Origin of the sequence: Colwellia sp. C1TZA3 (assembly GCF_007954265.1) — a bacterium.
Taxonomy (GTDB): domain Bacteria; phylum Pseudomonadota; class Gammaproteobacteria; order Enterobacterales; family Alteromonadaceae; genus Cognaticolwellia.
The window spans coordinates 187,030-209,236 of record NZ_VOLS01000001.1 but is presented as its reverse complement, the minus strand read 5'-3'; the positions used below and the strand labels follow the sequence as shown (position 1 = coordinate 209,236).

Genomic DNA, 22,207 nt, shown 5'->3' with positions numbered 1-22,207 from the left:
TCTCCCACAAAGGCGTTACTACGTTAAAATGTTGGCTGATTTCACCCAATGAAGATTGTCTGTTGCAAGCCACTTCCCCTACGACATTAACTGAAGCTCTTAAACATCATTTTGGTTATCAGAGCTTTCGTGCTGGCCAAGAAGAAATTATTAATTATGCACTTCAGGGCCGCGACAGCTTAGTGTTAATGCCTACCGGTGGCGGCAAATCAATGTGCTATCAGTTGCCAGCAACCTTAATGCCGGGTGTCACTATTGTTGTTTCGCCATTAATTGCGTTAATGAAAGACCAAGTTGATGGCTTAGTTAGGCAAGGTATATCAGCGGCTTATGTCAACTCTTCACTCGACACTGAGACTATTAATGATATATTTCGACGTTTAGGCCAAGGTGAAATAAAGTTACTTTATGTTGCCCCTGAACGGCTGAAAAATTATTATTTCATCCAAGGTTTATCGCAACTTAACATTAGTCTATTTGCGATTGATGAAGCTCATTGTATATCGCAATGGGGCCATGATTTTCGCCCTGCGTACACGCAATTACATCTGCTAAAGCAAAATTTTCCGCAGGTGCCTGTGATGGCATTAACCGCAACAGCGGACGTAACAACACGCCGAGATATTTTACAACAGTTGGCTTTGCATGATCCCTACATCCACCTTGATAGTTTTGACAGACCTAATATTCGTTTTACCTTAGCGGATAAATATCAAGGTGAGCAACAAGTTAGGGGTTATATTAGTAAACGTAAAGACGAATGTGGCATTATTTATTGCAATAGCCGTTGGCAAGTTGAAAAACTTGCAAAAAACTTAGCACAAACGGGTATTAACTGTGCGGCTTATCATGCTGGATTAGAGTCTGACATTCGTAATATTATTCAAGATAAATTTGCTAAAGACGATATTCAGATAGTGGTGGCAACAGTAGCTTTTGGCTTGGGTATTAATAAATCCAATGTCCGTTTTGTTATTCACTATGAGCCACCAAGAACAGTAGAGTCATACTATCAAGAAATAGGTCGTGCTGGCCGTGATGGTTTACCCGCAGAGGCGCTTTTTCTATATGATGAAAAAGACGTTGAACGCATTAATAAACGTATTGCAGAAGGTGAAAACGAACAACGTGTTAACGTTGAATTACAGCGTTTTCAGGCGATGCGAGGTTTTATTGATGCGCAAACCTGTCGGCGTAGAGTGGTATTAAATTACTTTGCCGAGTTTACTGAGAAAAGTTGTGGTAACTGTGATATTTGCTTAGATCCACCGAGTCAATTTGACGCTACAAAGGCAGCGCAAATGGTGCTTTCTTGTGTCTATAGAATCCAAGGAAATGGCGACGTTGAGCATGTTGTTGCAGTCTTACGTGCTGAACTCAATGATAAAATTATCGCACTGGCTCATGACAAAGTATCAACCTTTGGTATTGGCAGCGACAAAACGCCTAGCTATTGGTTTTCAATCGTACGGCAATTAATTCATTTAGGTTATTTACAACAAGATATCGCTGCCCAGTCGAATTTATGTCTAACACAAGCGTCCGGTGGAGTTTTAAAAGGACAACAGCCGTTGATGTTGGCCACTCCTCGTTTACAAAAAGCGAGCTATTGGCAGGGTAATAAACGCGATAAAGTCTACGATAGAGCGTTATTTGCTAAGCTAAGATCATTGCGTAAAGAAATAGCTAGTCTTGAAGACATAGCGCCGTTTATTGTCTTTAACGATGCCACATTAGCGGAATTGGCCAGAGTAAAACCTTTAACTTCAAGACAAATGCTTAATGTCAGTGGTATCGGTGACACTAAGCTTGCACGCTATGGTGAACCGTTTCTCTCTTTGATTAAACAGCACCAAAACTAAAGCCAAAGCGAGAAAAAGCTGCGAGAAAAGGCAGAAACAAAAAAAGCGCTTAACAGCGCTTTTTTAACCTAAAAAATTAAGGTTATTTAAGGCTTGAGTAGTATGCTGAAATGTTAGCAATATCGTCGTCAGATAGTCCCATTGCCATTGGGCCCATTACTGCGTTTTTACGTTGGCCTGATCTAAAGTTTTTTAATTGCTGAGCTAGGTAAGCTTCTTTTTGGCCGGCAAGGTTCGGATACATTGGAATAGCGGAAATACCCGCAGCACCATGACAAGCTGAACACATGGCAGTTTTTGCTTTGCCAGCAGCTGCGTCACCAGCGAATGCAGGTGAAGCCATCATAACAGTAGCAGCAATGGCTAAAGTAAATTTTTTCATAAATATTATCTCTCTTTGGTCAATAATTTTTAAAGGATCCTCAGTTGATTATATGTAAAAAGTATACGGTTGTCGTGGCTTTTTTTACGATCGTATCAGGATGAAAGTTTATCTAATATTTTGTGGCGCTAAGACAAGTTTTAAGCAACTGATTACTGTTAACTTAACTGAACTTAAACAAAGAAGAAAATTATATGCAGATAAAAAATAATATAGAAATTATCAATGTTGAAGAAATAAATCCGAGCACATTACAGCTCAGTTTTAATGTGGAGTGGACAATGGATTATAAAACCGCGGTTGTTGATTATGTTTTACTCAGTCTATCGGCAAAAGTATTAGAGGTTTTACAAGGTGCAGACCTGCATTGCTTAAGAATAAAGTATAGTGGCTATGAATTTTTACTAAACTTTGAAGAATACAGTCATGCTTGTTGGCTCGAGTGTATTACAGAGCAAGACCTAACTGGACTGCAGGAAATTAAGCTGCTGCTGTCATCAGGCTCTTAGTGAATGATCAGGGGGACTTTCATGAGACTTTCAGTAAATTTTTTAATAAACCATGATGTTAATTTAACAATATAAGGTTAAAAAGTGATGGAAAAAAATCTCGCCGTACTTATTAGTGAACTAACTAATACCAGTTCCATTAAGTTTGTGATCTTGTTGTGCGCAGGAAAAATAACTCAAGGTAAGGCGCTCGATTGAGCAATAGCTGGCTATTGGGATTGAGAGCAACACAGCCTTGAGCTATTTTAACTAGTACAAGTGAGCAATAACTTAATGGGATTGGTATAACACTCAGTGATTAATTAACTATGTGCGATACTAACGTGATTAGTTTGGCGCTTAGCATGATGGCTAATAAGTGCACGGGTTTGGCTGATAATGTTATTAGCACTTGTGGTGACATTATAATCACTGACCCCCATACTGAGGGTTATTTGCGGTAAGCGAGTACCTGACTTACTGCTAATAAACCTTAGTTTTTCTACGCTCTGTCGAATTTTTTCAGCAATTTCGCCGGCCATACTACGTTCAACATCAGGTAGCAAGATCAAAAATTCATCACCGGCAGATCTTATCGGTAAACCACTTTCATCAACATAACTGCTAATTTTATTGGCTATTTTTGTCAGTAACACGTCGCTGATCAGTGGGCCCAAACTTTCATTCATCTGTGAAAACTGATCAATATTAATCACTATCGCCGCCACCTGCTTATTGGGGTCAGCAGACAACCAAAGGTCTAAATGTTTTGCCATAGCTTTACGATTATATAACCCCGTTAAGGGGTCTAAATAAATTTCTTTTTTTACATCCTCTAATTCTAAGCGCAATGCCTCAGTTGACTGTGTTGATACCAGTAGTTGCTCAACAATTTTTTCTTGTTCGAGTTTGAACTGCTGTGTTGTCTGGCGGATTTGTTTAATTGCAATAAGTATTTCGCGTTTATCAGTAGAGTTTAAACGGGTAATATTATCATCCAGTTGAGTTACTAATTGCTTGGTACAAGAGGAAGATTGTTTACTGTTGGCTTGTAAATCGATTAATACTTCATCAATGTCGTCAATTAACTCACCTCGAAAGGCACTTTGCACTAAAATATATTGGTTGTATGTTTGTTCCAAAAAGAAATTATCAAGCCTTTTAACGCAAGCTAATTGTTTTTCAATGACGGCATTAAGTCGTTTTGAATGCTTATTAAGATAAGCGTAACTTACCGCGTAATTAATCGGCGTCGCCGCTATATGCCATAACTGTAATTGTTTTATCGCAGCATGCATTTTTTTTTCGGCTGTTACTATAGAATCATGGTACTTCATTATGCCAACCTTTGATCTACGGTATTTGCTAATAATAGCTGGAAAGCTATTCTGTAATAATTTTAGTGAAAGTACCACAATAAAAAGTATTAAAAACAACAATAAAGCTAATCATACTGGTCTACCTCTTACCTAGCTGGTTACAGGCAAGCCGATAAAGGCTTATCCTTCTTGGTAGTGATAGCACTGGCCTTTTTTTCTTTTTATCTTAAGCATTTATGGCGTTATCTTCAATGTAGACCTAGTTAAACCGATGTGTTTAATCAGCTAGGATGAACCTGTTCACCTTAGCCTTTCTTAACTTGTACAAACCAGTATTTTTAAGCGCAGTGGCTAATTTCTAAGTGAAATACCAATCTCATTAATTATTTGATCATTTCACCTGGTTAAAAAAACCGACTACTGCGTTATTTATTTAATAATTATAACAACTAGTTATTGAAATAAATGCCTTGTATTTGGTCGTTTTTCCTGTGAATAAAGTAGACCGCCTAATTAATGAAATTGGTATAAGCCCCCTGTGTCAGGATTGTTGTCGCCTCAATTAATTTTATAAATAAACAGGGGGCGGTAAGTTTAAATTAGTGGATTATCAAAGGTATTCAAGTCGATTTAAAGAAGCACGATTAGAAAATTATTGTGGCAGAGAAAACTTTTCTTTATAAATACTTATGTTTTGTTATGGTATTTAATTATTGAGTTTTCTATGTAAATTAATTGCCGAGATTTTATTATGAAAGTGTTATTAATCACCTTATTTGTACTATTTTTTGTTATGGCTTGTCAGTCGTCAAAGCTGCAAGTCAGCTTAGTAAACCATGATCTTGCACAGGTCATTAAAGACTATCAGGACTTTAAGAGCCAACAAAGCCCATTTAATCAAGATATTGCTGGCGAAACTAATCGCGAATTACCTGATTTATCGCCAAAGACTCTACAGCAGCAAGATCAAGATTTACGTGCTATTTATCAACGTTTAGCACAAGTTTCCGTTCAAGGTCTTCAGCAGGATGAGGTGATTAATCATGCGGTCTTGTCGTACACGATAAAAAATCAATTGGATAGTTATACCAATAAAGAGCATTACATGCCGCTAACGGCCGAGTCAGGTTTTCATGTTTGGATCAGTCGCATTAAAAGCCAAGCGAGTTTTAAAACAGAACAAAATTATCGTGACTATCTCGCTCGATTAGGCGCCTTACCAAGATATTTTTCTCAGCAAATTTATTGGATGAATAAAGGCATTGAAGACGGTATAACCCAACCTAAAATAGTCTTACAAGGTTTTGAAGAGTCGATTCAAGCTTTTATAAAAACAGACGCGAAGTTAAGCAGCTATTATCAGCCGTTTTTAGCGCTGCCTGAGTATTTTAGCCAAGCACTTAAGTTGGAACTACAAGCACAAGCTGCCGACATTATTTTAGCCCGTGTTATGCCAAGCTATCAAAAATACTATGATTATATGGTGCAACGTTACCAACCCAATGCGAGAACAAATATCGCTGCCAGCTCTTTACCTAATGGCGAAAATTATTATCTCAATCGGTTACAGCATTATACTACCTTGCCGATTTCAGTTGATGAGGTGCACAACACAGGTTTAGCAGAGGTGAAACGCATCAGGCTTGAGATGGATAATATTATTCAGCAATTAGACTTTACCGGCAGCTTTGCTGATTTTGTCCATTTTTTGCGTACCGATAAACAATTTTATGCCACCAGCCCAGAGGGATTGTTAAAAGAAGCCTCATTTATAGCGAAAAAAATGGATGCTCAATTACCTAAGTTATTTAAAATTTTACCACGCACACCTTATGGCGTTATTGAGGTACCCGCTAACATCGCCCCTAAATATACCACTGGACGATATTCTGGCCCATCAAGAGATGATCAGGCAGGTAATTATTGGGTGAACACTTATCGTTTAGACCGTCGACCCTTATATGTTCTAGAGGCGTTAACCTTACATGAAGCGGTACCAGGTCATCATTTACAAGGTTCAATTGCCCGAGAAATGCAGCACGTGCCTAAATTTAGAAATAATACTTATATCTCAGCGTTTGGCGAAGGTTGGGGGCTTTATTCCGAGTATTTGGGCTTAGAAGTGGGTTTTTATAAAAGCCCTTATAGTAACTTTGGCCGATTAACTTATGAAATGTGGCGTGCTTGTCGACTGGTGGTTGATACCGGTATGCATGCGAAAGGCTGGAGTCGCGAGCGAGCGATGAACTATTTAGCCAACAATACGGCCTTATCGCTGCACAATGTTAAAACTGAAATTGACCGCTATATTTCTTGGCCTGGCCAAGCCTTGTCTTATAAAATGGGCGAATTAACCATTAAAAAGCTTCGTAAAATGACTGAGCAAGCGTTAGGTCAACACTTTGATTTAAGAGAGTTTCATGATCAAGTTTTAAAAAACGGCTCGATGCCATTATCAATGTTAGAAAATGTAATTTTTGAATATGTTGCAGAAAAAAAGGCTAAACAGGACGAGTTATTAAGCGTAGATTAATGCAGCAATAAAAGACAGTAGCGACAGGTTGTTAGAAATAATAACGACCAGTTGATAACTTAAGATAAGCTATGTTTTCAGTATGCTCAGATTAGCTAAGCGAATAAAGTGACAAACTGAGCATAAAAGGCTACAAAGCTGATCTTATATTTACATTATTACATGGTATAAATTTCACCCTAAAAAATAGACAATTTTTAAGCCATAATAGGAAGTCAAGTTGCAATGAAGCGAATGCTATTGGGTATTTTAATCAGTTTTTGTGTTGCGCTTACTGGCCATACGGACTCAATTCGCAGCGATAAAAGCTATCGTCAATTGCTTGATGCTTATTATTTTCAAGATAAAGAGTTATTGATTACTCAAGATGTTGTTGACGTTGCACAAGCGGTGGTAAACAACGGTAATCAGTACAGCCATTACATGGTTGCCAAAGCATTTTCTTTATTGTCAGATGTGGCATTTAATCGCGGTAACTTGTCAGTAGCATTGCAATTTGCCCAATATGGTAGCGAAACAGAGCAGGCTGATGTCGATTTACAGCTAAACTTATTGTTGAAAGTTGCTCGCGGTTATTATGCACAAGGTAAATATATTCAGTTAAGAGAGACTGCCCAAAAAGCAGCATGGTTGGCTGAGCAAGCCAGTAATATGAATTATCATGTGCAGGCACTGGCTTATTCAGTGGTGGCTTATGCTTTAAATGATGACTATGCGTTAGCGGTAAAAGCGTTAACTAAAGTTGAAAATATACTGAGCCAAAATCGGCAAAGTGTTGATCAGATCACCCTCCTAGAAATTATTGCTGAAGCGCATTTCTATTTATCAGAATATAGTAATGCGGTAGAGCTGCTCAATCACGTATTACAATTACGTACAGATACCTCGAGAACAGCAGGTATTGCCCGCAGCTATTATTTAGTTGCGAATGCCTATTATCAATTACAACAATATGATGACGCTTATAATGCGTTTTGGCAGTCTCTACAATTTGCCAAACAATATAAATTGCCTATTCGCGCCGCCTATGCCGAACTGGGTTTAGGGCAAGTGTTATACCAGCAGCAGCAGTTTAAGCTGGCAAAAGCGCGTTTGCTTAATGCCCAAGCCGTTTTTAATCAGCATAATTTAGTCAGGTTTAAACTCTCCGCACAAATTGCTTTAGTAAAAGTCTTGTATGCTTTGGATAAGCCTACAGAAGCTGATGCTATGCTGCTATCTACTCAGTCTTTAGCCGAAAGTGTGGTGCTGTCACCACAGCAAATAGTCTTGTTTTTATTGCTGACAGACTACTACAGTCAACAAAAGCAATTTGAGCAGGCAATCGCAGCACAAAAGCATTATTTAACCTTATATCAAGCGTTATACCCAAAGGTCAGTGTAAAAAATTCATTGGCAGCTATCGCTACATTAGCCAGTAATAAAGCTAAAAAATTAGCCTTGAATTTAGCAGAAAAAAGCCAGCTGAGTTTGGTGTTTACTGAAAAATATAATCGCCAACAAAGGTGGATTATATTACTTGCTAGCATGCTAGGTTGTACGGTGATTTTTATCATTTATTTTTGCTTCCAAGAACATCGTAAGCGACTTAATCGTAGCTATGATGAAATAGAGTTACCTCAAACCTATTTAACACAAGCTGTTCAAACCAAACGTTGGTATCAACAGCAATATAAAGTGGCAAGAAAGTATCAATACAATATTTCAGTCGCTTATTTAAAGGTTGAAAACTGGCAGGAGCTCAGTTTTCGCTTTAATCGTAAAGTTTTAACTGATGTTAGCCTAGTATTAGCTATTATTATTAATGAAAACCTTGATGCGGAAGATTATGCCGGTGTTATCAGTGATGGGGAATACTTGTTTTTGTGTCCACATCAAACGCCTGAGCAGGTACTTATTAAATTTACCCGTATAAAGCAGGCAGTAAAAACTCGGTTTTTTGCTAACTTGGGCGATTATTCCGTTAATGTTATTTTTTCGATTGCTGCACCCAACATTCAGGATATTGATCCCTATGTTTTTCTTTCTCGATTGAGTGAATGTTCTGATAATAAGGAATAGCAGTATAATGCTGACTAGGTGTGGCCATTTATTTAATTATTATCGCTGCAGCTTATTAGACCAATCCCATTAAGTTATTGCTCACTTGTACTCGTTAAAATAGCTCAAGGCTGTGTTGCTCTCAATCCCAATAGCCAGCTATTGCTCAATCGAGCGCCTTACCTTGAGTTATTTTTCCTGCGCACAACAAGATCACAAACTTAATGGAACTGGTATTATTAATTAACTTGGTATTACACAACCATTGTCAATGACATCGCAAAACAGCCACGATTATTAATGGCTGTTGGTTATTTAAATAAGGGGTTGAACTAAGCTCTAATGATAACACTGTGCAAGGTATTAATTTCACCATCATCAGAAATTGTTGCGGTATTGTTGTCGCATAACAAAATTGCGATATTACCAGATTTAGTATGACGAATAAAAGATAGGTCATAACCAAATTGTGTCAGACTGCTGGTAGCAAATTTTTGCGCCAGCGACAATTTATCCCACAAGTTTGTTTGTTGCGGTGTATATTGGCGTCTTTCTAATAATATTTCTGGTTCAAAAACTGCGTGCACGATGGCCTCTTTTCTATATTGCTAAGACATAATGTTATAAATATCATGTATCTAGTTAAAGTAACATAGCTTATATTTTTTTTAATATCAATCATTAAGTTGTTACTGTTTGCTAACCATTTTATCGCTAGGCTAATATTATTTTTACTGATATTTTTTCAAAAGTGTAAGTTTAAAGATTTAGTACGTTATTTTTAAAGCGATAGCAGGTTATAATGCTTTTAATTAGTCACGATTAATTAGAGTTAAATTTTTATGAGTCAGGTATTAAAAGATCTTTCTGCGCTGTTAAAACTAGAAGTAATAGAGCAAGGTATTTATCGCGGTGAAAGTCAAGATTTAGGTTTTAAAGCGTTATTTGGTGGCCAAGTGATGGGGCAGGCATTATCAGCAGCACAAGAAACTGTGTCGGTAACCCATAATGTGCACTCATTCCATTCCTATTTTTTAAGACCGGGCGATGCCACTAAACCTGTGGTTTACCAAGTAGAAAACATTCGTGATGGCCGCAGTTTTAACACTCGACGTGTTAATGCTATTCAAAATGGTCAGGCTATTTTTTACATGACTGCCTCATTTCAGCAGCAAGAAGAGGGTTTTGATCACCAAGATGTTATGCCATTGGTGCCTGGTCCTGAAGAGCTAAAGTCATATACAGATTTTATTTTTGACCATCAAGCGTCAATTCCAGAAGAAATTCGTGGTAAATTTTTATCTGAGAAACCGATCGAAACAAGACCTGTAGAGCAGTATAACTGGCTAAAACCAGAAAGAACGGCTGCTAAGTGTCAGATGTGGATAAAATCGAATGGCAGCTTGCCTGATGATCTTCGTATTCATACCTATTTATTAGCTTATACCTCGGATTTTTCTTTTTTGCCAACCGCCTTATTTCCACATGGGGTAAGCTATTGGCAGCCAAATTTTCAATTGGCAACTATCGATCACTCGATGTGGTTCCATCGCCCATTTCGTATGGACGAATGGCTACTTTATTGTATGGATAGTCCGTCAGCGAGTAGTGGTCGAGGTTTAGTAAGAGGGCAAATATTTAACCGAGCAGGTCTATTAGTCGCCTCTACTATGCAAGAAGGCGTTATGCGTCAGCGTTAGCCTTGGCATTTTGCCAGTCGTAGCCACTGGGGTGTTGAAACACTCGTAAATGAAAAAGTGGCGCGGCAGCATATAGATGGTCGAATATATCCGCTTGTATTGCTTCATAGTTAACCCAATCTTGATCACGACTGAAAAAGTATAACTCCAGCGGCAAGCCGACCTCTGTTGCCTGTAGTTGCCTGACCATACAAGTCATTTCATGATGAACCTTTGGGTGTTGTTTTAAATAGGCGCTAATATAAGCTCGAAAGGTACCAATATTGGTTAACTGCCGAGTGTTTATAGCGGCGGCACTACCGCTTGCTACCTGTGTCGCTTGTTGACGAATTTCAGTTTTTTTTTCAGTAATATATCCCGTAATAAGTTGTACTGACTTTAGTGTTTCAAGTTGTTCGGGGTTATAAAATCGAATACTACTAAGATCAATAACGATAGCGCGTTTTATTCTTCTACCACCTGAGTTCAGCATGCCACGCCAGTTTTTAAATGAATCACTAGTTAAGGCATAAGTAGGCACTGTTGTTACAGTATTATCAAAGTTCTTCACCTTTACAGTATTGAGCCCTATTTCAATGACATCGCCATCAGCACCATATTTGGGTAACTCAATCCAATCGCCAGGGGCGACCATTTTGTTAGCTGAGATTTGAATACTGGCCACTAAGCCTTTAATAGTGTCTTGAAAGACTAAAATTAACACCGCAGTTAAGGCACCTAAACCACTGAGTAAATACAGTGGTGAACGGTCTAATAATAGCGAAGTTGCCAGTATTGTTGCTACTAAATAAACCACCAGTTTAATGACCTGTAAGGTCGAGTTTAATGGTAAATAGCGTTCGCTAGCTTTTTGTTGATAAAGACTATTGATCACATTAAGTACGGCACTAATACTGCGCGCAACCTGAAAGCAAATACCAATTTTTGCAAACACCATTAGAACAACAGCGAGCAATGACTCAGCATCTAGAAAAAAGGGTGTCAGTAATAACAATAATACAAAAGGCACCAGTAGTGAGATACGTGAAAATACGTGATGATCAAATAAGTGATCATCCCATGTGTTTTTTGATGTGCTAATTAATTTATGAATAAGTGCAAGCACATAGTTTTTTGCGATATAAAAGCTAACACTGCATAATAATAAAATTAATAAACAACCAATAATAACGCTACTTAACACTATGTATGGCGCATGAATGCCCTGTTCAGTTAACCATGAGGTGATTATTGCCTGCATTACATATCCTTTTTAGCTTGTGCTTCAAGCTGGATCATTTTTTTATCTTTATCAAGCCAAAGTTGGTTAACCCATTTCTGAAATTGAATTTTATAAGCCCGATCATTGACATAATCACCCTTGAGTGAGTCATCAATATCTTGAGTTTCAATGGCAATGTTTACTTGTTTAATCTTTCCTGACAAGAAGTCAAAGAATTTTGGTGCGCCATCAGGATAGTAAATAGTTACGTTAACCACTTTACTCAGGTTACCTTTCATTGCTTGCAGTACAAAACCAATGCCGCCAGCTTTTGGTTTTAATAGCCGTTGAAATGGCGAATTTTGTTGCTGGTGTTTTTCTGCTGTAAAGCGTGTGCCTTCAATAAAGTTCATTACACTAACGGGTTTGTGTTTAAATTTTTCACAGGCCTTTTTTGTGGTCTCGATATCTTTGCCGATAAGATGTGGGTTTTTCTTTAAAAAATGTTGGCTATAACGTTTCATAAAAGGAAAGTCGAGGGCCCACCAAGCTAAGCCAAGTAAAGGGACATAAATTAACTCTTTTTTTAGAAAAAACTTTAAGAAGGGTATTTTACCGTGTAACACTCGTTGTAATACTAGGATATCAATCCAGCTTTGATGGTTACTAATCACCAAGTACCAGTCTTTCATTTTTAACTTTTCTAAACCCGTGACATTTATTTTAGTTTTGGTGAATACTTTTTGAATAAAAGTATTGCAGAGCACCCAATTACTGGCCAACTGATCCAGTAAGTAACTAAAAAATTTTTGCCATTGACTTAACGGCACTAACGCCTTTAATAGCGAGCATATAAGTATGGGTATAAGCCAGAGTATAGTGTTGGCAATATACAAAATAACAGAGATACAGCCAATAATTGGGCCAGGTAAAAAATGTAGCATATAAAAAACCAAAACTTTCAAGACGATAATTACTGTTTATAATCTTAATGGGTTTTAGCCTTGTTTTCAGTAAAAATATTTAAAAACTTGTTGGATAGGTGATAAAAAACCTAGAGCAGCCTTATTTGTAGTGCAGCTTGAAATCGTGACGAAAGCTAAAAAAATAGTATTTAATACCAGCTTTGCCAAGCAAGGCTGACAGTAAGTTCAATAGATATTGGTGTTAGCAAAGAAAAAGTCAGTTGGATGAAAACGCATCATAAATTTATTACCAAGGGCTTTTGCTGAATAAATTACCATTTTAACATGGCAAAATAATAGCTTAGGGAAGTTAATTTCATAAAGCCTGAGAAAATAGCAGATATAGCTATAAATTAATTGCCAAGCAACTACGTTTCAAGGCAAGCTAAGTAAATAAAAAATAGGGGGTTATCATGAAGTTTAAACGTGTGGTGATAAAGGTTGGCAGTGCTTTGGTGGCTCCAGATGCCAAGGGCTGTAGCGGCAAGTATATCCTTGCCATTGCTCGCTTTATCAGCCAATGTCAGCAAGCAGGTAAAGAAGTTATTTTGGTTTCATCTGGCAGCGTTGCCGCGGGCAGAAGTTTGATTGCGCACGGCTCTCCTAACCCTTCAATTCCGACCAAACAGGCAATGGCTGCCGTTGGACAAATGAAAATGATGGCGAATTGGCAACGTTTTTTTGATCTGCCGTGCAGCCAGTTGTTGATAACTCACGGGGATTTAAAAGATCGTCAACGTTATATTAATATTAAAAATACCTTAAGAATACTACTAGCTAATGGTGTTATTCCTATTGTTAACGAAAACGATACGGTGGCAACAGAAGAGTTAAAAGTTGGCGATAATGATAATTTAGCAGCCTTGGTTGCCTTAGTCAGTGAAGCAGACAGTTTATTTATTTTAAGTGATGTTGATGGTGTATTTGAGGCAGATCCGCGCTTAAATCCACAAGCTAAGTTAATTCCTGTTATCGCTAAAATCGACCAGTCAGTTTATGCCATGGCTGGTGCCACCAATAATCCTATCGCTACCGGCGGAATGAAAACAAAAATTCAAGCAGCAGAAAAAGCAGTAGAAAATGGTATTGACACTTATATCTTAAACGGCAGTCGTGGCGAAGTATTTGAACAAATTTTACGTGGTGATAACCCAGGCACGCACTTTGTTGCTCAACATGGGGCAACACGGGCCCGTAAACATTGGTTAAAGCACACCTTAAAAAGCAATGGCATGGTGTTAGTAGACACTGGCGCTCTCAGTGCCTTAACCAAGCAAGGAGCTTCTTTATTGCCATCAGGAGTGACTAAAGTTAGCGGTGATTTTAAAGCCGGTGATTGTCTTGATATTTATGATGCTAAAAGTGGCCAGCAGATTGCAAAAGGCATTAGCCAATATAATGCTCGAGATTTACAGCGCATTAAAGGTTATAAAAGTGATGAAATTGCCGCTCTGCTAGGTTGCTGCCCAAGTCAGGTGGTTGTGCACCGTGACGATATGGTGGTGTTAATTGCACAATAATAGGATATTTTAGGTGAGGTAAAATCAGAGTCGAAAGACCCTGATTTAATGATTAATAGCGCTTTTAGCTTTTAATCCACATTACTCAGCGATATATGAACAGCAATAGTCGGCTAATTCACTGACTTTAACATCAAAGGACGCATTGGCTGGCACATTAAAAGCTTGATTAGCGGTAATGGTTTGCCAAGTATCACTGCCTGGCAATAGTACACTGAGCGTACCTTGCTGAATTTCCATTAACTCTTTTTCTGCAGTGGCAAAAGTATACTCACCGGGCATCATAATACCTAAAGTTTTAATCGAGCCATCAGCAAAAGTGACTTTTCTGCTGGTCACTTGGCCATCAAAATAAATACTGGCCACTGATGAAATACTGACGTTATTGAATTGTGTCATTAATCTTCCTTTTTATTCTTACTAAAACAGCACGTTCGCGCTGCATAAAAAAAACGGTATTGCCAAATGTGCCAACACCGCTTGTAATAAATGCTTTAACTATTAACTATTAACTATTTGCTTCAACTATGCGCTTCATATCAGTCATGTAGCCACGTAATTCTTTACCAATAGCTTCAACGCCATGGCTGCGAATAGCTTCGTTAACTTCGATTAAACGCGCGTTATCAACACCATTAGAGCTAGATTTTAAGCCTTCACCCAATTCTTCTAGGGTTAATTTGCTGGCAAAGTCTTCCAATAAAGGTACAGCAGCGTGTGAGAATAGGTAGTTACCGTACTCTGCCGTATCAGAAATAACCACGTTCATTTCGTATAGCATGTTGCGGGCGATAGTGTTAGCAATTAACGGCGTTTCATGTAGCGACTCGTAGTAGGCAGAAGCATTGATAATGCCTGAGTCAACCATAGCATCGAAGGCTAATTCAACACCGGCTTTAACCATAGCGACAACAAAAATGCCTTTGTCGTAGTATTCTTGCTCAGAAATTTCGGTATCGCATACCGGCGCTTTTTCAAAAGACGTTTCAGCGGTCTCTTCACGCCATTTTAATAGGTTAGCGTCACCGTTGTCCCAATCTGCCATCATACCTGCAGAGAAACGACCTTCGATGATGTCATCCATATGCTTTTGAAATAAAGGACGTAAAATCTCTTTTAACGCTAGAGACATATCAAAGGCTTTTATTTTCGCTGGATTAGATAAACGGTCCATCATGTTGGTGATGCCGCCGTACTTTAAACCTTCAGTAACACCTTCAATGCCGTATTGTAATAATTTGCGGGCATAACCTGCGTCAACACCTTGCGACAACAATTGCTTGTGACCCAAGATGGCTGCGGTTTGTAACATACCACAAAGGATAGTTTGTTCGCCCATTAGGTCCGACTTAACTTCTGCGATGAATGAAGACGCTAAAACACCAGCGCGATCGCCACCCGTCGCTGAAGCGTATGCTTTAGCGATAGCCCAACCATTACCTTGAGGATCGTTCTCAGGGTGAACAGCGATAAGTGTTGGCACACCAAAACCACGTTTGTATTCTTCACGTACTTCAGTACCAGGACATTTAGGTGCCACCATCACTACCGTAATGTCAGAGCGGATTTGCATGCCCTCTTCAACAATATTGAAACCATGAGAGTAAGCTAAAGAAGAGCCTTCTTTCATCAGTGGCATAACGGCACTAACGGCAGACGTGTGTTGCTTATCAGGTGTAAGATTTAACACTAAGTCGGCTTGTGGAATTAATTCTTGATAGCTACCTACAGTAAAGCCATTTTCGCTCGCCCACTGATAAGACTGGCGTTTTTCTGCAATGGCAGCGTCACGCAAGGCATAAGAGATGTTTAATCCGGAGTCACGCATATTCAAGCCTTGGTTAAGGCCTTGAGCGCCACAACCAACAATAACAATATTCCAATCTTTAATGAAATTACAACCATCACTAAACTCTGCACGATTCATGAAGCGACATTTACCCAGCTGTGCTAGTTTTTCGCGTAAACTCAAGGTATTGAAATAGTTAGCCATCTTGCTCTCCTGTACTTGGTTATTGACCAAGAAAATTAGTTAAGTGGTCAATTTGTTGACCTTAGCGCTATCATAGCGAAAATATATCGTTGCTTAAAATGATATATTTGCATTGTAGTGTTGCAATATTTGCAATACAGTTGCTTAGCGCTAGTTACCTTTAAGGATTTTTCGTGGAATTAAAGTCATTGCGGATGTTTGTTGATTTAGCAAAATCATTACATTTTGGCAAAACCGCTGAACTTCATCATGTCAGCCCTTCAACCTTAAGCCGAGTTGTCCAGCGATTAGAGCTTGAGTTAGGCAGTGCGTTATTGCACCGAGATAACCGTACTGTGGTGTTAAGTGAGGCCGGGAAACAGTTTTTACAATTTGCTGAGCAACAACTTGAGCAGTGGCAGTTACTACAACTTTCATTGAATCAAAAACAAGCTGAATTACAAGGGAAGTTGCATATTTATTGTTCTGTAACCGCGGCCTATAGTCACTTGCCACCATTACTTGAACGTTTTCGACAACAGCACCCGCTGGTTGAAATTATGTTAACAACCGGTGATGCCGCCGATGCATTAGAGCAAGTTGAAAAGCAAGCGGTTGATTTTGCTATTGCCGCTAAACCTGAGCAACTGTCACGCATTTTTACTTTTCACCATCTGGCAAAAATACCCTTGTCTGTGATCGCCCCCACCATGGTGTGTCAAGTTCAGCAGCAAATTCAGCAAGACTTTGTTTGGTCTGACATACCGATTATTTTGCCAGAGCATGGCCCAGCACGAAAACGTTTTGAATATTGGTTTCGTAAGAAGCAACAAGGTAAAGCCTATATTTACGCGACAGTTTCGGGTCATGAAGCCTTGGTCAGTATGGTGGCTTTGGGCTGTGGTGTTGGTATTGTGCCAAGAGTGGTAGTAGAAAATAGTCCGGTGAAAGATCGGGTGCAATATTTAGCAGATGTCGGTGCAATTGAGCCCTTTGACCTAGGTATTTGCTGTTTAAACCAGAGCAGGGAACAACCGCTGATTCAGGCTTTTTTTGATGCAATAAAGTAAAATTATCATACAATAATAAAGTAAGTAATTGTATGATAATTATTTATACAGCTTTTTGATCTAGTGATACAAATTTTATAAGGAAATAATAAAAATGTTCAAGTTGAGATGTCTATGCCTAAGTTTTTTATATTTTTTTTCACCTCTGTCTTTCTCTGGGGCCACCGAATGGATTGATTTTAAGTTATACCAATCCCATTAAGTTATTGCTCACTTGTACTAGTTAAAATAGCGCAAGGCTGTGTTGCTCTCAATCCCAATAGCCAGCTATTGCTCAATCGAGCGCCTTACCTTGAGTTATTTTTCCTGCGCACAACAAGATCACAAACTTAATGGAACTGGTATTAGTTAATGGCCATGTCAAAATTCCAGTAGCAGTATCAGGTATTGACGGTTACGCCATACTTGACACCGGTGCGCAAATTAACAGTATTAATAGTGCCTTTATGCAAAAAAATGGCCTTGGATTTAACACAGGAAAAAAAATTAAACTGCAGGGGGTTTATGGTACTAAAACCCGAAAAAATTATAATAATGTACTGGTTAATTTACTGGGCACTGAGTTTTTGTTAGATAATGTTGTTGAGAGTTTTATTGGGCATCATAGTGATCAGCTGCTGCTTGGTGCGGGTTTTTTCAGCAACTTTGTGGTGCAACTTGATTACCCAAAGAGAAAAATACGGTTAATTACCCATGACTTAATTGACATGCAAAAACTAGCCAATGTTAAAATGCAATATTGACAAATATTCACGACAGCCTATTGTTAATGTGCAACTTAATAATGAAAAATCTGTCTGGTTAGTGCTAGATACTGGTAATTCTGGCGGGCTAATGTTGAAAAGAACAGCGGCCAAGCATTTTGATTGGTTGAGTAAATTTGAAATAAAGAGTGGCATCTCTAATGGGGTTAATGCTTCAGGTCTTCATGAAGTATTTCGCCTGCCAGTAATGAAAATTGGTCCGTATGAATTAGAAAATGTACTCACTAGTGTGCCGGGTAAAGACCAATCAGCTAACCTTTCCTCTCAAGGTAGTCGGCTTGGCAGTCGTATGAAAGGGGAAAATATTAAAGGATTACTTGGCTATGATGTGCTTAAACATTTCATAGTTACCATTGACTACAAAGGTGGCCATATGCACATCGTTGCACCTTAAAGATTAAAAATGGCATGATTAAATAGCAATAGCATCGGTTAAATGGCGTAATATTCTATCCATAGCGCGATATGATAAGGCTTCAATTAAGTGCTTACGTTCGATGTGCTCGAGCGCTGCCATATCGGCCAGTGTTCTGGCGATTTTCAGTATTTTATGGTGAGCTCTGGTCGATAGATTGAGCTTTTCAATGGCTAATTCTAAAAATTCATTATCATCAGGGGTCAGTTGACAGAAGCTTCTGACTTCAGCACTACTGAGTTGTGCATTTGCTTTACCTTGGCGTAAAATTTGTTTTTGGTGGCAAATGCTAACCCGTTTCTGAATAGTGCTACTAGACTCACCTTTACCATCATCGTTCGCCCACATGCCTCGCGGTAACCTAGTTACTTCAATTTGAATATCAATACGATCTAAAAATGGCCCTGAAAGTCGATTGAGGTAACGTAAAACCTGCTCAGGTGTACTACGCTTGTCATTGTAAAAGCCGGTTGGGCTTGGGTTCATGGCGGCGACGAGTTGAAATTGTGCGGGGAAGGTTTGTTTGACCAATGCACGTGAAATAGTGACTTCGCCAGATTCCATCGGTTCGCGTAAAACGTCGAGCACTTTGCGCTCAAATTCGGGCAACTCGTCGAGAAAGAGCACGCCGTTATGGGCTAACGAAATTTCACCTGGCTGCGGATAACTGCCGCCGCCAACCAGGGCCGCTGAAGATGCGGTATGATGCGGCGCGCGAAACGGCCGTGTTAACCATGATTCAGGACTAATATCTTCATGGCAAATCGATTGTATAGCGGCACTGGACAACGCTTCTTGCTCGGTCATCGGAGGTAAAATGCCAGGCAAACGACTAGCAAGCATAGTTTTTCCTGTACCAGGAGGGCCAATAAATAGTAGGTTATGACGGCCACTAGCGGCAATTTCTAGCGCGCGCTTAGCTAATGGTTGACCGACAACATCGGCGATATCATGTTCACTCTTGGTTTTATATGCTTGTAATACTCTTGTTTGAACCAGTGGCAAGCTTTGTTGTTTTAGAAAGTGTGGAAAGAGTTGCTTTAAATGTGACAGGCTTAATATTTTTACTTGTTGTACCCAGCTCGCTTGTTCGGCGTTTACTGTCGGTATTACCAGTGTCCGGCCACTTTTTTTACAGGCCATTGCCATGGGTATTTCACCTATAATAGCGCGCAGTTCACCTGATAAGGCTAACTCACCAGCAAATTCATATTGGTTTAAATCTGCTTCAGGAAGTTGGGCAGCAGCGGCAAGAATACCTAAGGCAATAGGCAGATCGAAGCGGCCGCCCTCTTTGGGTAAATCAGCTGGGGCTAAATTTACTGTAATACGCTTAGCGGGAAATTCATAACCGCAATTAATAATGGCGCTACGCACACGATCTTTGGCTTCTCTAACCGATGTTTCAGGTAAACCAACGATATTAAAGGCTGGCAAGCCATTGGCTAAATGCACTTCTACCGTGACTAAGGGCGATTCAAGTCCGACACGAGCTCGACTGAAAACACAGGCTAAAGCCATAAAAATCCATTTTATTTTAACAATTAGTTACTATAAGCATAGCTAAGTAAAATTGTTTTAGCGAAAAATAAAGTGACTAAAATATACTCGTAGAGCAAAGACAGAATGACAGTTATAACTAGGAAAATAGTTTTCACTAAAAAACTCTAACAAAAATACTTGCGCTTGTTATTAGAGCTATGGTACTAATCTAATCACGCTAGAGCTTATTAGTACTGAAACTAATTAACTGACAGAAAATATAGATAAACATGAAAAATTATAGCTCAATGATTATTAACGTCCTCATCGTGGTGATTCTTAAATCGCCGCGGGGGTAATTGTTGAGCTAAAGAAAATAAAAAATCTTAAAATAACAAACCCCCCGCTCCGCAAGGACCGGGGGGTTTGTCGTTATTACACCGCGCGCAGCGCACAAGCATTATTAACTTTTGGGAGCATACTTGTACATCACAAGATAGTTACACGGTATTATGAAAATATATAACCAGTGAATAAAATGTGATCGCATAGTAGAACTAACACATGACAACTGAAAAGAAATTAACCGGCGCAGGCTTATTATTTAACGTGCTAGAGCAGCATGGCGTTGAGCATGTTTTTGGCTACCCTGGTGGCGCAATAATGCCAATCTACGATGCGCTGTATGATAGTAAAGTAGAACACTTTTTGTGTCGACATGAGCAAGGCGCTGCATTTTCTGCCGTAGGTTATGCCAGAGCATCGGGTAGAATTGGTGTTTGCTTTGCCACATCGGGCCCGGGCGCGACTAACTTGATCACCGGCCTGGCTGATGCCCTAGCAGATTCAATTCCTGTGGTTGCCATTACTGGGCAGGTAGCTACCGCGGCTATGGGCTCTGATGCCTTTCAGGAAATTGATATTTTCGGTTTATCACTTGCCTGTACTAAGCATTCTTTTCAAGTTACCGATATTAATGATTTAGAAAAGGTCCTACACCAAGCCTTTGCTATTGCGTTAGAAGGCAGACAAGGACCTGTATTAGTTGATATTCCTAAAGACATTCAAATTACAGAAGTTAATCGCTATTTAGATGAGTTAGTTAACTTGAAAAACAAAGTGAAATTACCACCGGCGAACGTTGGTAGTGCTATCGCTTTATTAAACCAAGCTAAGCAACCTATTCTTTATGTTGGCGGCGGTGTTGGTATGGCCAACGCCATCGATGAGTTACGAGACTTTGCCAAAATAACAGGTTTGCCGAGCGTTTCTACGCTGAAAGGCTTAGGCGCTATTGACCCTGAAGATGAAAATTACCTTGGCATGTTGGGTATGCATGGTACTAAGGCAGCGAATATAGCGGTACAAGAATGTGATTTATTGATTGCAGTAGGGGCGCGTTTTGATGATCGCGTTACCGGTAAGTTAAATGAATTTGCGCCGCATGCGAAAGTGATTCACTTTGATATTGATACCGCAGAAATTAATAAACGCAGAATTGCCGATGCGTCAATATTAGGTGATTTAAAGGTTAACTTACCTGCACTAGCCATTCCGTTAGCTATTACACCTTGGCAAGCGGTTTGTCAGGAGATGGATAACAACTTTGCTTGGGATTATAATCACCCAGGAGAGTCAATTTTTGCGCCTGCCGTGTTAAATGAAATTAGTAACAAGATGCCAAAAAATAGCTGCGTAACAACCGATGTTGGTCAACATCAAATGTGGGCAGCACAACATATGGTATTTGACGATCCAAGTAACTTTTTAACCAGCGCCGGTATGGGTACCATGGGCTTTGGTATACCTGCAGCAGTGGGTGCACAAGTGAGTCGACCAACCGACTGTATTATTGCCGTTTCAGGCGATGGTTCTTTTATGATGAATGTGCAAGAGTTGTCAACGATTAAGCGCTTTCAATTGCCAGTTAAAATCGTACTTATTGATAATGCCAAGTTAGGTATGGTGCGCCAATGGCAAGACCTATTTTTCAATGGCCGATTAAGTGAAACTGATTTAGCGGATAACCCTGACTTTATTATGCTAGCCAATGCCTTTGATATTAAAGCAAAAATGATCACCAAAAAGTCACAAGTAAGCGCCGCTATTGAAGAGATGCTTGAACACGATGGGCCTTATTTACTGCAAGTTAAAATTGATGCACAAGAAAATGTTTGGCCGCTTGTACCACCGAATACCGCTAACGATAAAATGATGGAGAGCAGCTAATGAATAACTATCAATTAATGATAACAGCGGATGATAAGCAAGTAGTACTTGAACGAATCTTACAAGTGACCCGCTATCGCGGTTTTTTAATCAGTGGCATGAATGCAAAAGTTAACACGGGCACCAACATAGGCACCATTGAATTATTGGTCAGAAGTGAACGTCCTATCGAACTTTTGGTTGATCAAATTAATAAACTGATCGACATCAAAGAAGTCAAGGTAGACAATAGCGCATCCTAGCAGTGCAGAGCACAATGTTAGAT

General features: G+C 39.3%; 19 protein-coding genes. 11 read left to right on the top strand and 8 right to left on the bottom strand.

The window, feature by feature from the left end:
• Positions 1–59: 59 nt before the first annotated feature.
• Positions 60–1,862, top strand: coding sequence for a DNA helicase RecQ (gene recQ / locus ESZ39_RS00915; RefSeq protein ID WP_411266847.1), 1,803 nt, complete (start codon positions 60–62; stop codon positions 1,860–1,862).
• Positions 1,863–1,944: 82 nt separating this feature from the next.
• Here the strand turns inward: recQ and ESZ39_RS00910 are convergent, their stop codons facing one another.
• Positions 1,945–2,244 (bottom strand): c-type cytochrome, encoded by a 300-nt coding sequence (locus ESZ39_RS00910; protein ID WP_146877908.1) that lies wholly within the window; start codon positions 2,242–2,244, stop codon positions 1,945–1,947.
• A 194-nt stretch (positions 2,245–2,438) separates the two neighbouring features.
• Between ESZ39_RS00910 and ESZ39_RS00905 the strand changes: the two genes are divergently transcribed.
• Positions 2,439–2,753 (top strand): DUF3630 family protein, encoded by a 315-nt coding sequence (locus tag ESZ39_RS00905; protein ID WP_146877907.1) that lies wholly within the window; start codon positions 2,439–2,441, stop codon positions 2,751–2,753.
• A gap of 302 nt (positions 2,754–3,055) precedes the next feature.
• Here the strand turns inward: ESZ39_RS00905 and ESZ39_RS00900 are convergent, their stop codons facing one another.
• Entirely contained in the window at positions 3,056–4,069 is a 1,014-nt protein-coding gene (locus tag ESZ39_RS00900; RefSeq protein WP_146877906.1) for a GGDEF domain-containing protein, read from the bottom strand.
• A gap of 733 nt (positions 4,070–4,802) precedes the next feature.
• On the opposite strand from ESZ39_RS00900, the gene ESZ39_RS00895 reads away from it, so the two are divergent.
• Both ESZ39_RS00895 and ESZ39_RS00890 read left to right on the top strand, forming a co-directional pair.
• Positions 4,803–6,584, top strand: a complete 1,782-nt coding sequence (locus ESZ39_RS00895; RefSeq protein ID WP_146877905.1) for a DUF885 domain-containing protein — start codon at positions 4,803–4,805, stop codon at positions 6,582–6,584.
• Positions 6,585–6,809: 225 nt separating this feature from the next.
• The gene (locus ESZ39_RS00890) at positions 6,810–8,645 is read left to right on the top strand and encodes a hypothetical protein (protein ID WP_146877904.1); all 1,836 of its coding nucleotides are present in this window, start codon (positions 6,810–6,812) and stop codon (positions 8,643–8,645) included.
• A 311-nt stretch (positions 8,646–8,956) separates the two neighbouring features.
• Here ESZ39_RS00890 and ESZ39_RS00885 read toward each other — a convergent pair whose 3' ends face one another.
• Positions 8,957–9,211, bottom strand: coding sequence for a hypothetical protein (locus tag ESZ39_RS00885; RefSeq protein WP_146877903.1), 255 nt, complete (start codon positions 9,209–9,211; stop codon positions 8,957–8,959).
• Between the two features lie 255 nt (positions 9,212–9,466).
• Between ESZ39_RS00885 and tesB the strand changes: the two genes are divergently transcribed.
• Positions 9,467–10,324: an acyl-CoA thioesterase II gene (gene tesB / locus ESZ39_RS00880; RefSeq protein ID WP_146877902.1), complete on the top strand. Its 858-nt coding sequence runs from the start codon at positions 9,467–9,469 to the stop codon at positions 10,322–10,324.
• Here tesB and ESZ39_RS00875 read toward each other — a convergent pair.
• A complete protein-coding gene (locus tag ESZ39_RS00875; protein ID WP_146877901.1) occupies positions 10,308–11,564 on the bottom strand; it encodes a mechanosensitive ion channel family protein in 1,257 nt (418 codons plus the stop codon). The two genes, tesB and ESZ39_RS00875, sit on opposite strands and share 17 nt — an antisense overlap.
• Positions 11,564–12,469: an acyltransferase gene (locus tag ESZ39_RS00870; protein ID WP_146877900.1), complete on the bottom strand. Its 906-nt coding sequence runs from the start codon at positions 12,467–12,469 to the stop codon at positions 11,564–11,566. Before ESZ39_RS00870 ends, ESZ39_RS00875 begins: the two co-directional genes overlap by 1 nt.
• 434 nt (positions 12,470–12,903) lie before the next feature.
• On the opposite strand from ESZ39_RS00870, the gene proB reads away from it, so the two are divergent.
• Positions 12,904–14,010, top strand: a complete 1,107-nt coding sequence (gene proB, locus ESZ39_RS00865; RefSeq protein ID WP_146877899.1) for a glutamate 5-kinase — start codon at positions 12,904–12,906, stop codon at positions 14,008–14,010.
• Positions 14,011–14,091: 81 nt separating this feature from the next.
• Here the strand turns inward: proB and ESZ39_RS00860 are convergent, their stop codons facing one another.
• Both ESZ39_RS00860 and ilvC read right to left on the bottom strand, forming a co-directional pair.
• On the bottom strand, positions 14,092–14,409 hold the full coding sequence (locus ESZ39_RS00860; protein WP_146877898.1) for a pyrimidine/purine nucleoside phosphorylase: 318 nt from the start codon (positions 14,407–14,409) through the stop codon (positions 14,092–14,094).
• A 109-nt stretch (positions 14,410–14,518) separates the two neighbouring features.
• Positions 14,519–16,003, bottom strand: a complete 1,485-nt coding sequence (gene ilvC, locus ESZ39_RS00855) for a ketol-acid reductoisomerase (protein ID WP_146877897.1) — start codon at positions 16,001–16,003, stop codon at positions 14,519–14,521.
• A gap of 173 nt (positions 16,004–16,176) precedes the next feature.
• Between ilvC and ilvY the strand changes: the two genes are divergently transcribed.
• The 3 genes from ilvY (at position 16,177) to ESZ39_RS00840 (ending at position 18,210) form a co-directional block, all read left to right on the top strand.
• Entirely contained in the window at positions 16,177–17,052 is an 876-nt protein-coding gene (ilvY, locus tag ESZ39_RS00850) for an HTH-type transcriptional activator IlvY (RefSeq protein ID WP_146877896.1), read from the top strand.
• Positions 17,053–17,384: 332 nt separating this feature from the next.
• Positions 17,385–17,795: an aspartyl protease family protein gene (locus ESZ39_RS00845; protein ID WP_146877895.1), complete on the top strand. Its 411-nt coding sequence runs from the start codon at positions 17,385–17,387 to the stop codon at positions 17,793–17,795.
• Positions 17,776–18,210: an aspartyl protease family protein gene (locus ESZ39_RS00840; protein WP_146877894.1), complete on the top strand. Its 435-nt coding sequence runs from the start codon at positions 17,776–17,778 to the stop codon at positions 18,208–18,210. The genes ESZ39_RS00845 and ESZ39_RS00840 overlap by 20 nt, the downstream gene beginning before the upstream one ends.
• An 18-nt stretch (positions 18,211–18,228) precedes the next feature.
• On the opposite strand, the gene ESZ39_RS00835 is transcribed toward ESZ39_RS00840, so the two are convergent.
• On the bottom strand, positions 18,229–19,752 hold the full coding sequence (locus tag ESZ39_RS00835; protein WP_146877893.1) for a YifB family Mg chelatase-like AAA ATPase: 1,524 nt from the start codon (positions 19,750–19,752) through the stop codon (positions 18,229–18,231).
• A 525-nt stretch (positions 19,753–20,277) separates the two neighbouring features.
• On the opposite strand from ESZ39_RS00835, the gene ilvG reads away from it, so the two are divergent.
• The gene (gene ilvG, locus ESZ39_RS00830; protein WP_146877892.1) at positions 20,278–21,942 is read left to right on the top strand and encodes an acetolactate synthase 2 catalytic subunit; all 1,665 of its coding nucleotides are present in this window, start codon (positions 20,278–20,280) and stop codon (positions 21,940–21,942) included.
• A complete protein-coding gene (ilvM, locus tag ESZ39_RS00825) occupies positions 21,942–22,184 on the top strand; it encodes an acetolactate synthase 2 small subunit (protein WP_146877891.1) in 243 nt (80 codons plus the stop codon). The genes ilvG and ilvM overlap by 1 nt, the downstream gene beginning before the upstream one ends.
• The last annotated feature ends 23 nt before the right edge of the window (positions 22,185–22,207 follow it).

What these genes read in the sequence shown, in the direction of transcription:
- ESZ39_RS00895 (WP_146877905.1), top strand. Translation starts at nt 4,803, where the DNA reads ATGAAAGTGTTATTAATCACCTTATTTGTACTATTTTTTGTTATGGCT.
- ESZ39_RS00910 (WP_146877908.1), bottom strand. Translation starts at nt 2,244, where the DNA reads ATGAAAAAATTTACTTTAGCCATTGCTGCTACTGTTATGATGGCTTCA.
- ESZ39_RS00840 (WP_146877894.1), top strand. Translation starts at nt 17,776, where the DNA reads ATGTTAAAATGCAATATTGACAAATATTCACGACAGCCTATTGTTAAT.
- ESZ39_RS00900 (WP_146877906.1), bottom strand. Translation starts at nt 4,069, where the DNA reads ATGAAGTACCATGATTCTATAGTAACAGCCGAAAAAAAAATGCATGCT.
- tesB (WP_146877902.1), top strand. Translation starts at nt 9,467, where the DNA reads ATGAGTCAGGTATTAAAAGATCTTTCTGCGCTGTTAAAACTAGAAGTA.
- ilvM (WP_146877891.1), top strand. Translation starts at nt 21,942, where the DNA reads ATGAATAACTATCAATTAATGATAACAGCGGATGATAAGCAAGTAGTA.
- ESZ39_RS00860 (WP_146877898.1), bottom strand. Translation starts at nt 14,409, where the DNA reads ATGACACAATTCAATAACGTCAGTATTTCATCAGTGGCCAGTATTTAT.
- ESZ39_RS00905 (WP_146877907.1), top strand. Translation starts at nt 2,439, where the DNA reads ATGCAGATAAAAAATAATATAGAAATTATCAATGTTGAAGAAATAAAT.
- ESZ39_RS00870 (WP_146877900.1), bottom strand. Translation starts at nt 12,469, where the DNA reads ATGCTACATTTTTTACCTGGCCCAATTATTGGCTGTATCTCTGTTATT.
- ESZ39_RS00875 (WP_146877901.1), bottom strand. Translation starts at nt 11,564, where the DNA reads ATGCAGGCAATAATCACCTCATGGTTAACTGAACAGGGCATTCATGCG.
- ESZ39_RS00890 (WP_146877904.1), top strand. Translation starts at nt 6,810, where the DNA reads ATGAAGCGAATGCTATTGGGTATTTTAATCAGTTTTTGTGTTGCGCTT.
- ESZ39_RS00845 (WP_146877895.1), top strand. Translation starts at nt 17,385, where the DNA reads ATGGAACTGGTATTAGTTAATGGCCATGTCAAAATTCCAGTAGCAGTA.
- ilvC (WP_146877897.1), bottom strand. Translation starts at nt 16,003, where the DNA reads ATGGCTAACTATTTCAATACCTTGAGTTTACGCGAAAAACTAGCACAG.
- ESZ39_RS00835 (WP_146877893.1), bottom strand. Translation starts at nt 19,752, where the DNA reads ATGGCTTTAGCCTGTGTTTTCAGTCGAGCTCGTGTCGGACTTGAATCG.
- proB (WP_146877899.1), top strand. Translation starts at nt 12,904, where the DNA reads ATGAAGTTTAAACGTGTGGTGATAAAGGTTGGCAGTGCTTTGGTGGCT.
- ilvG (WP_146877892.1), top strand. Translation starts at nt 20,278, where the DNA reads ATGACAACTGAAAAGAAATTAACCGGCGCAGGCTTATTATTTAACGTG.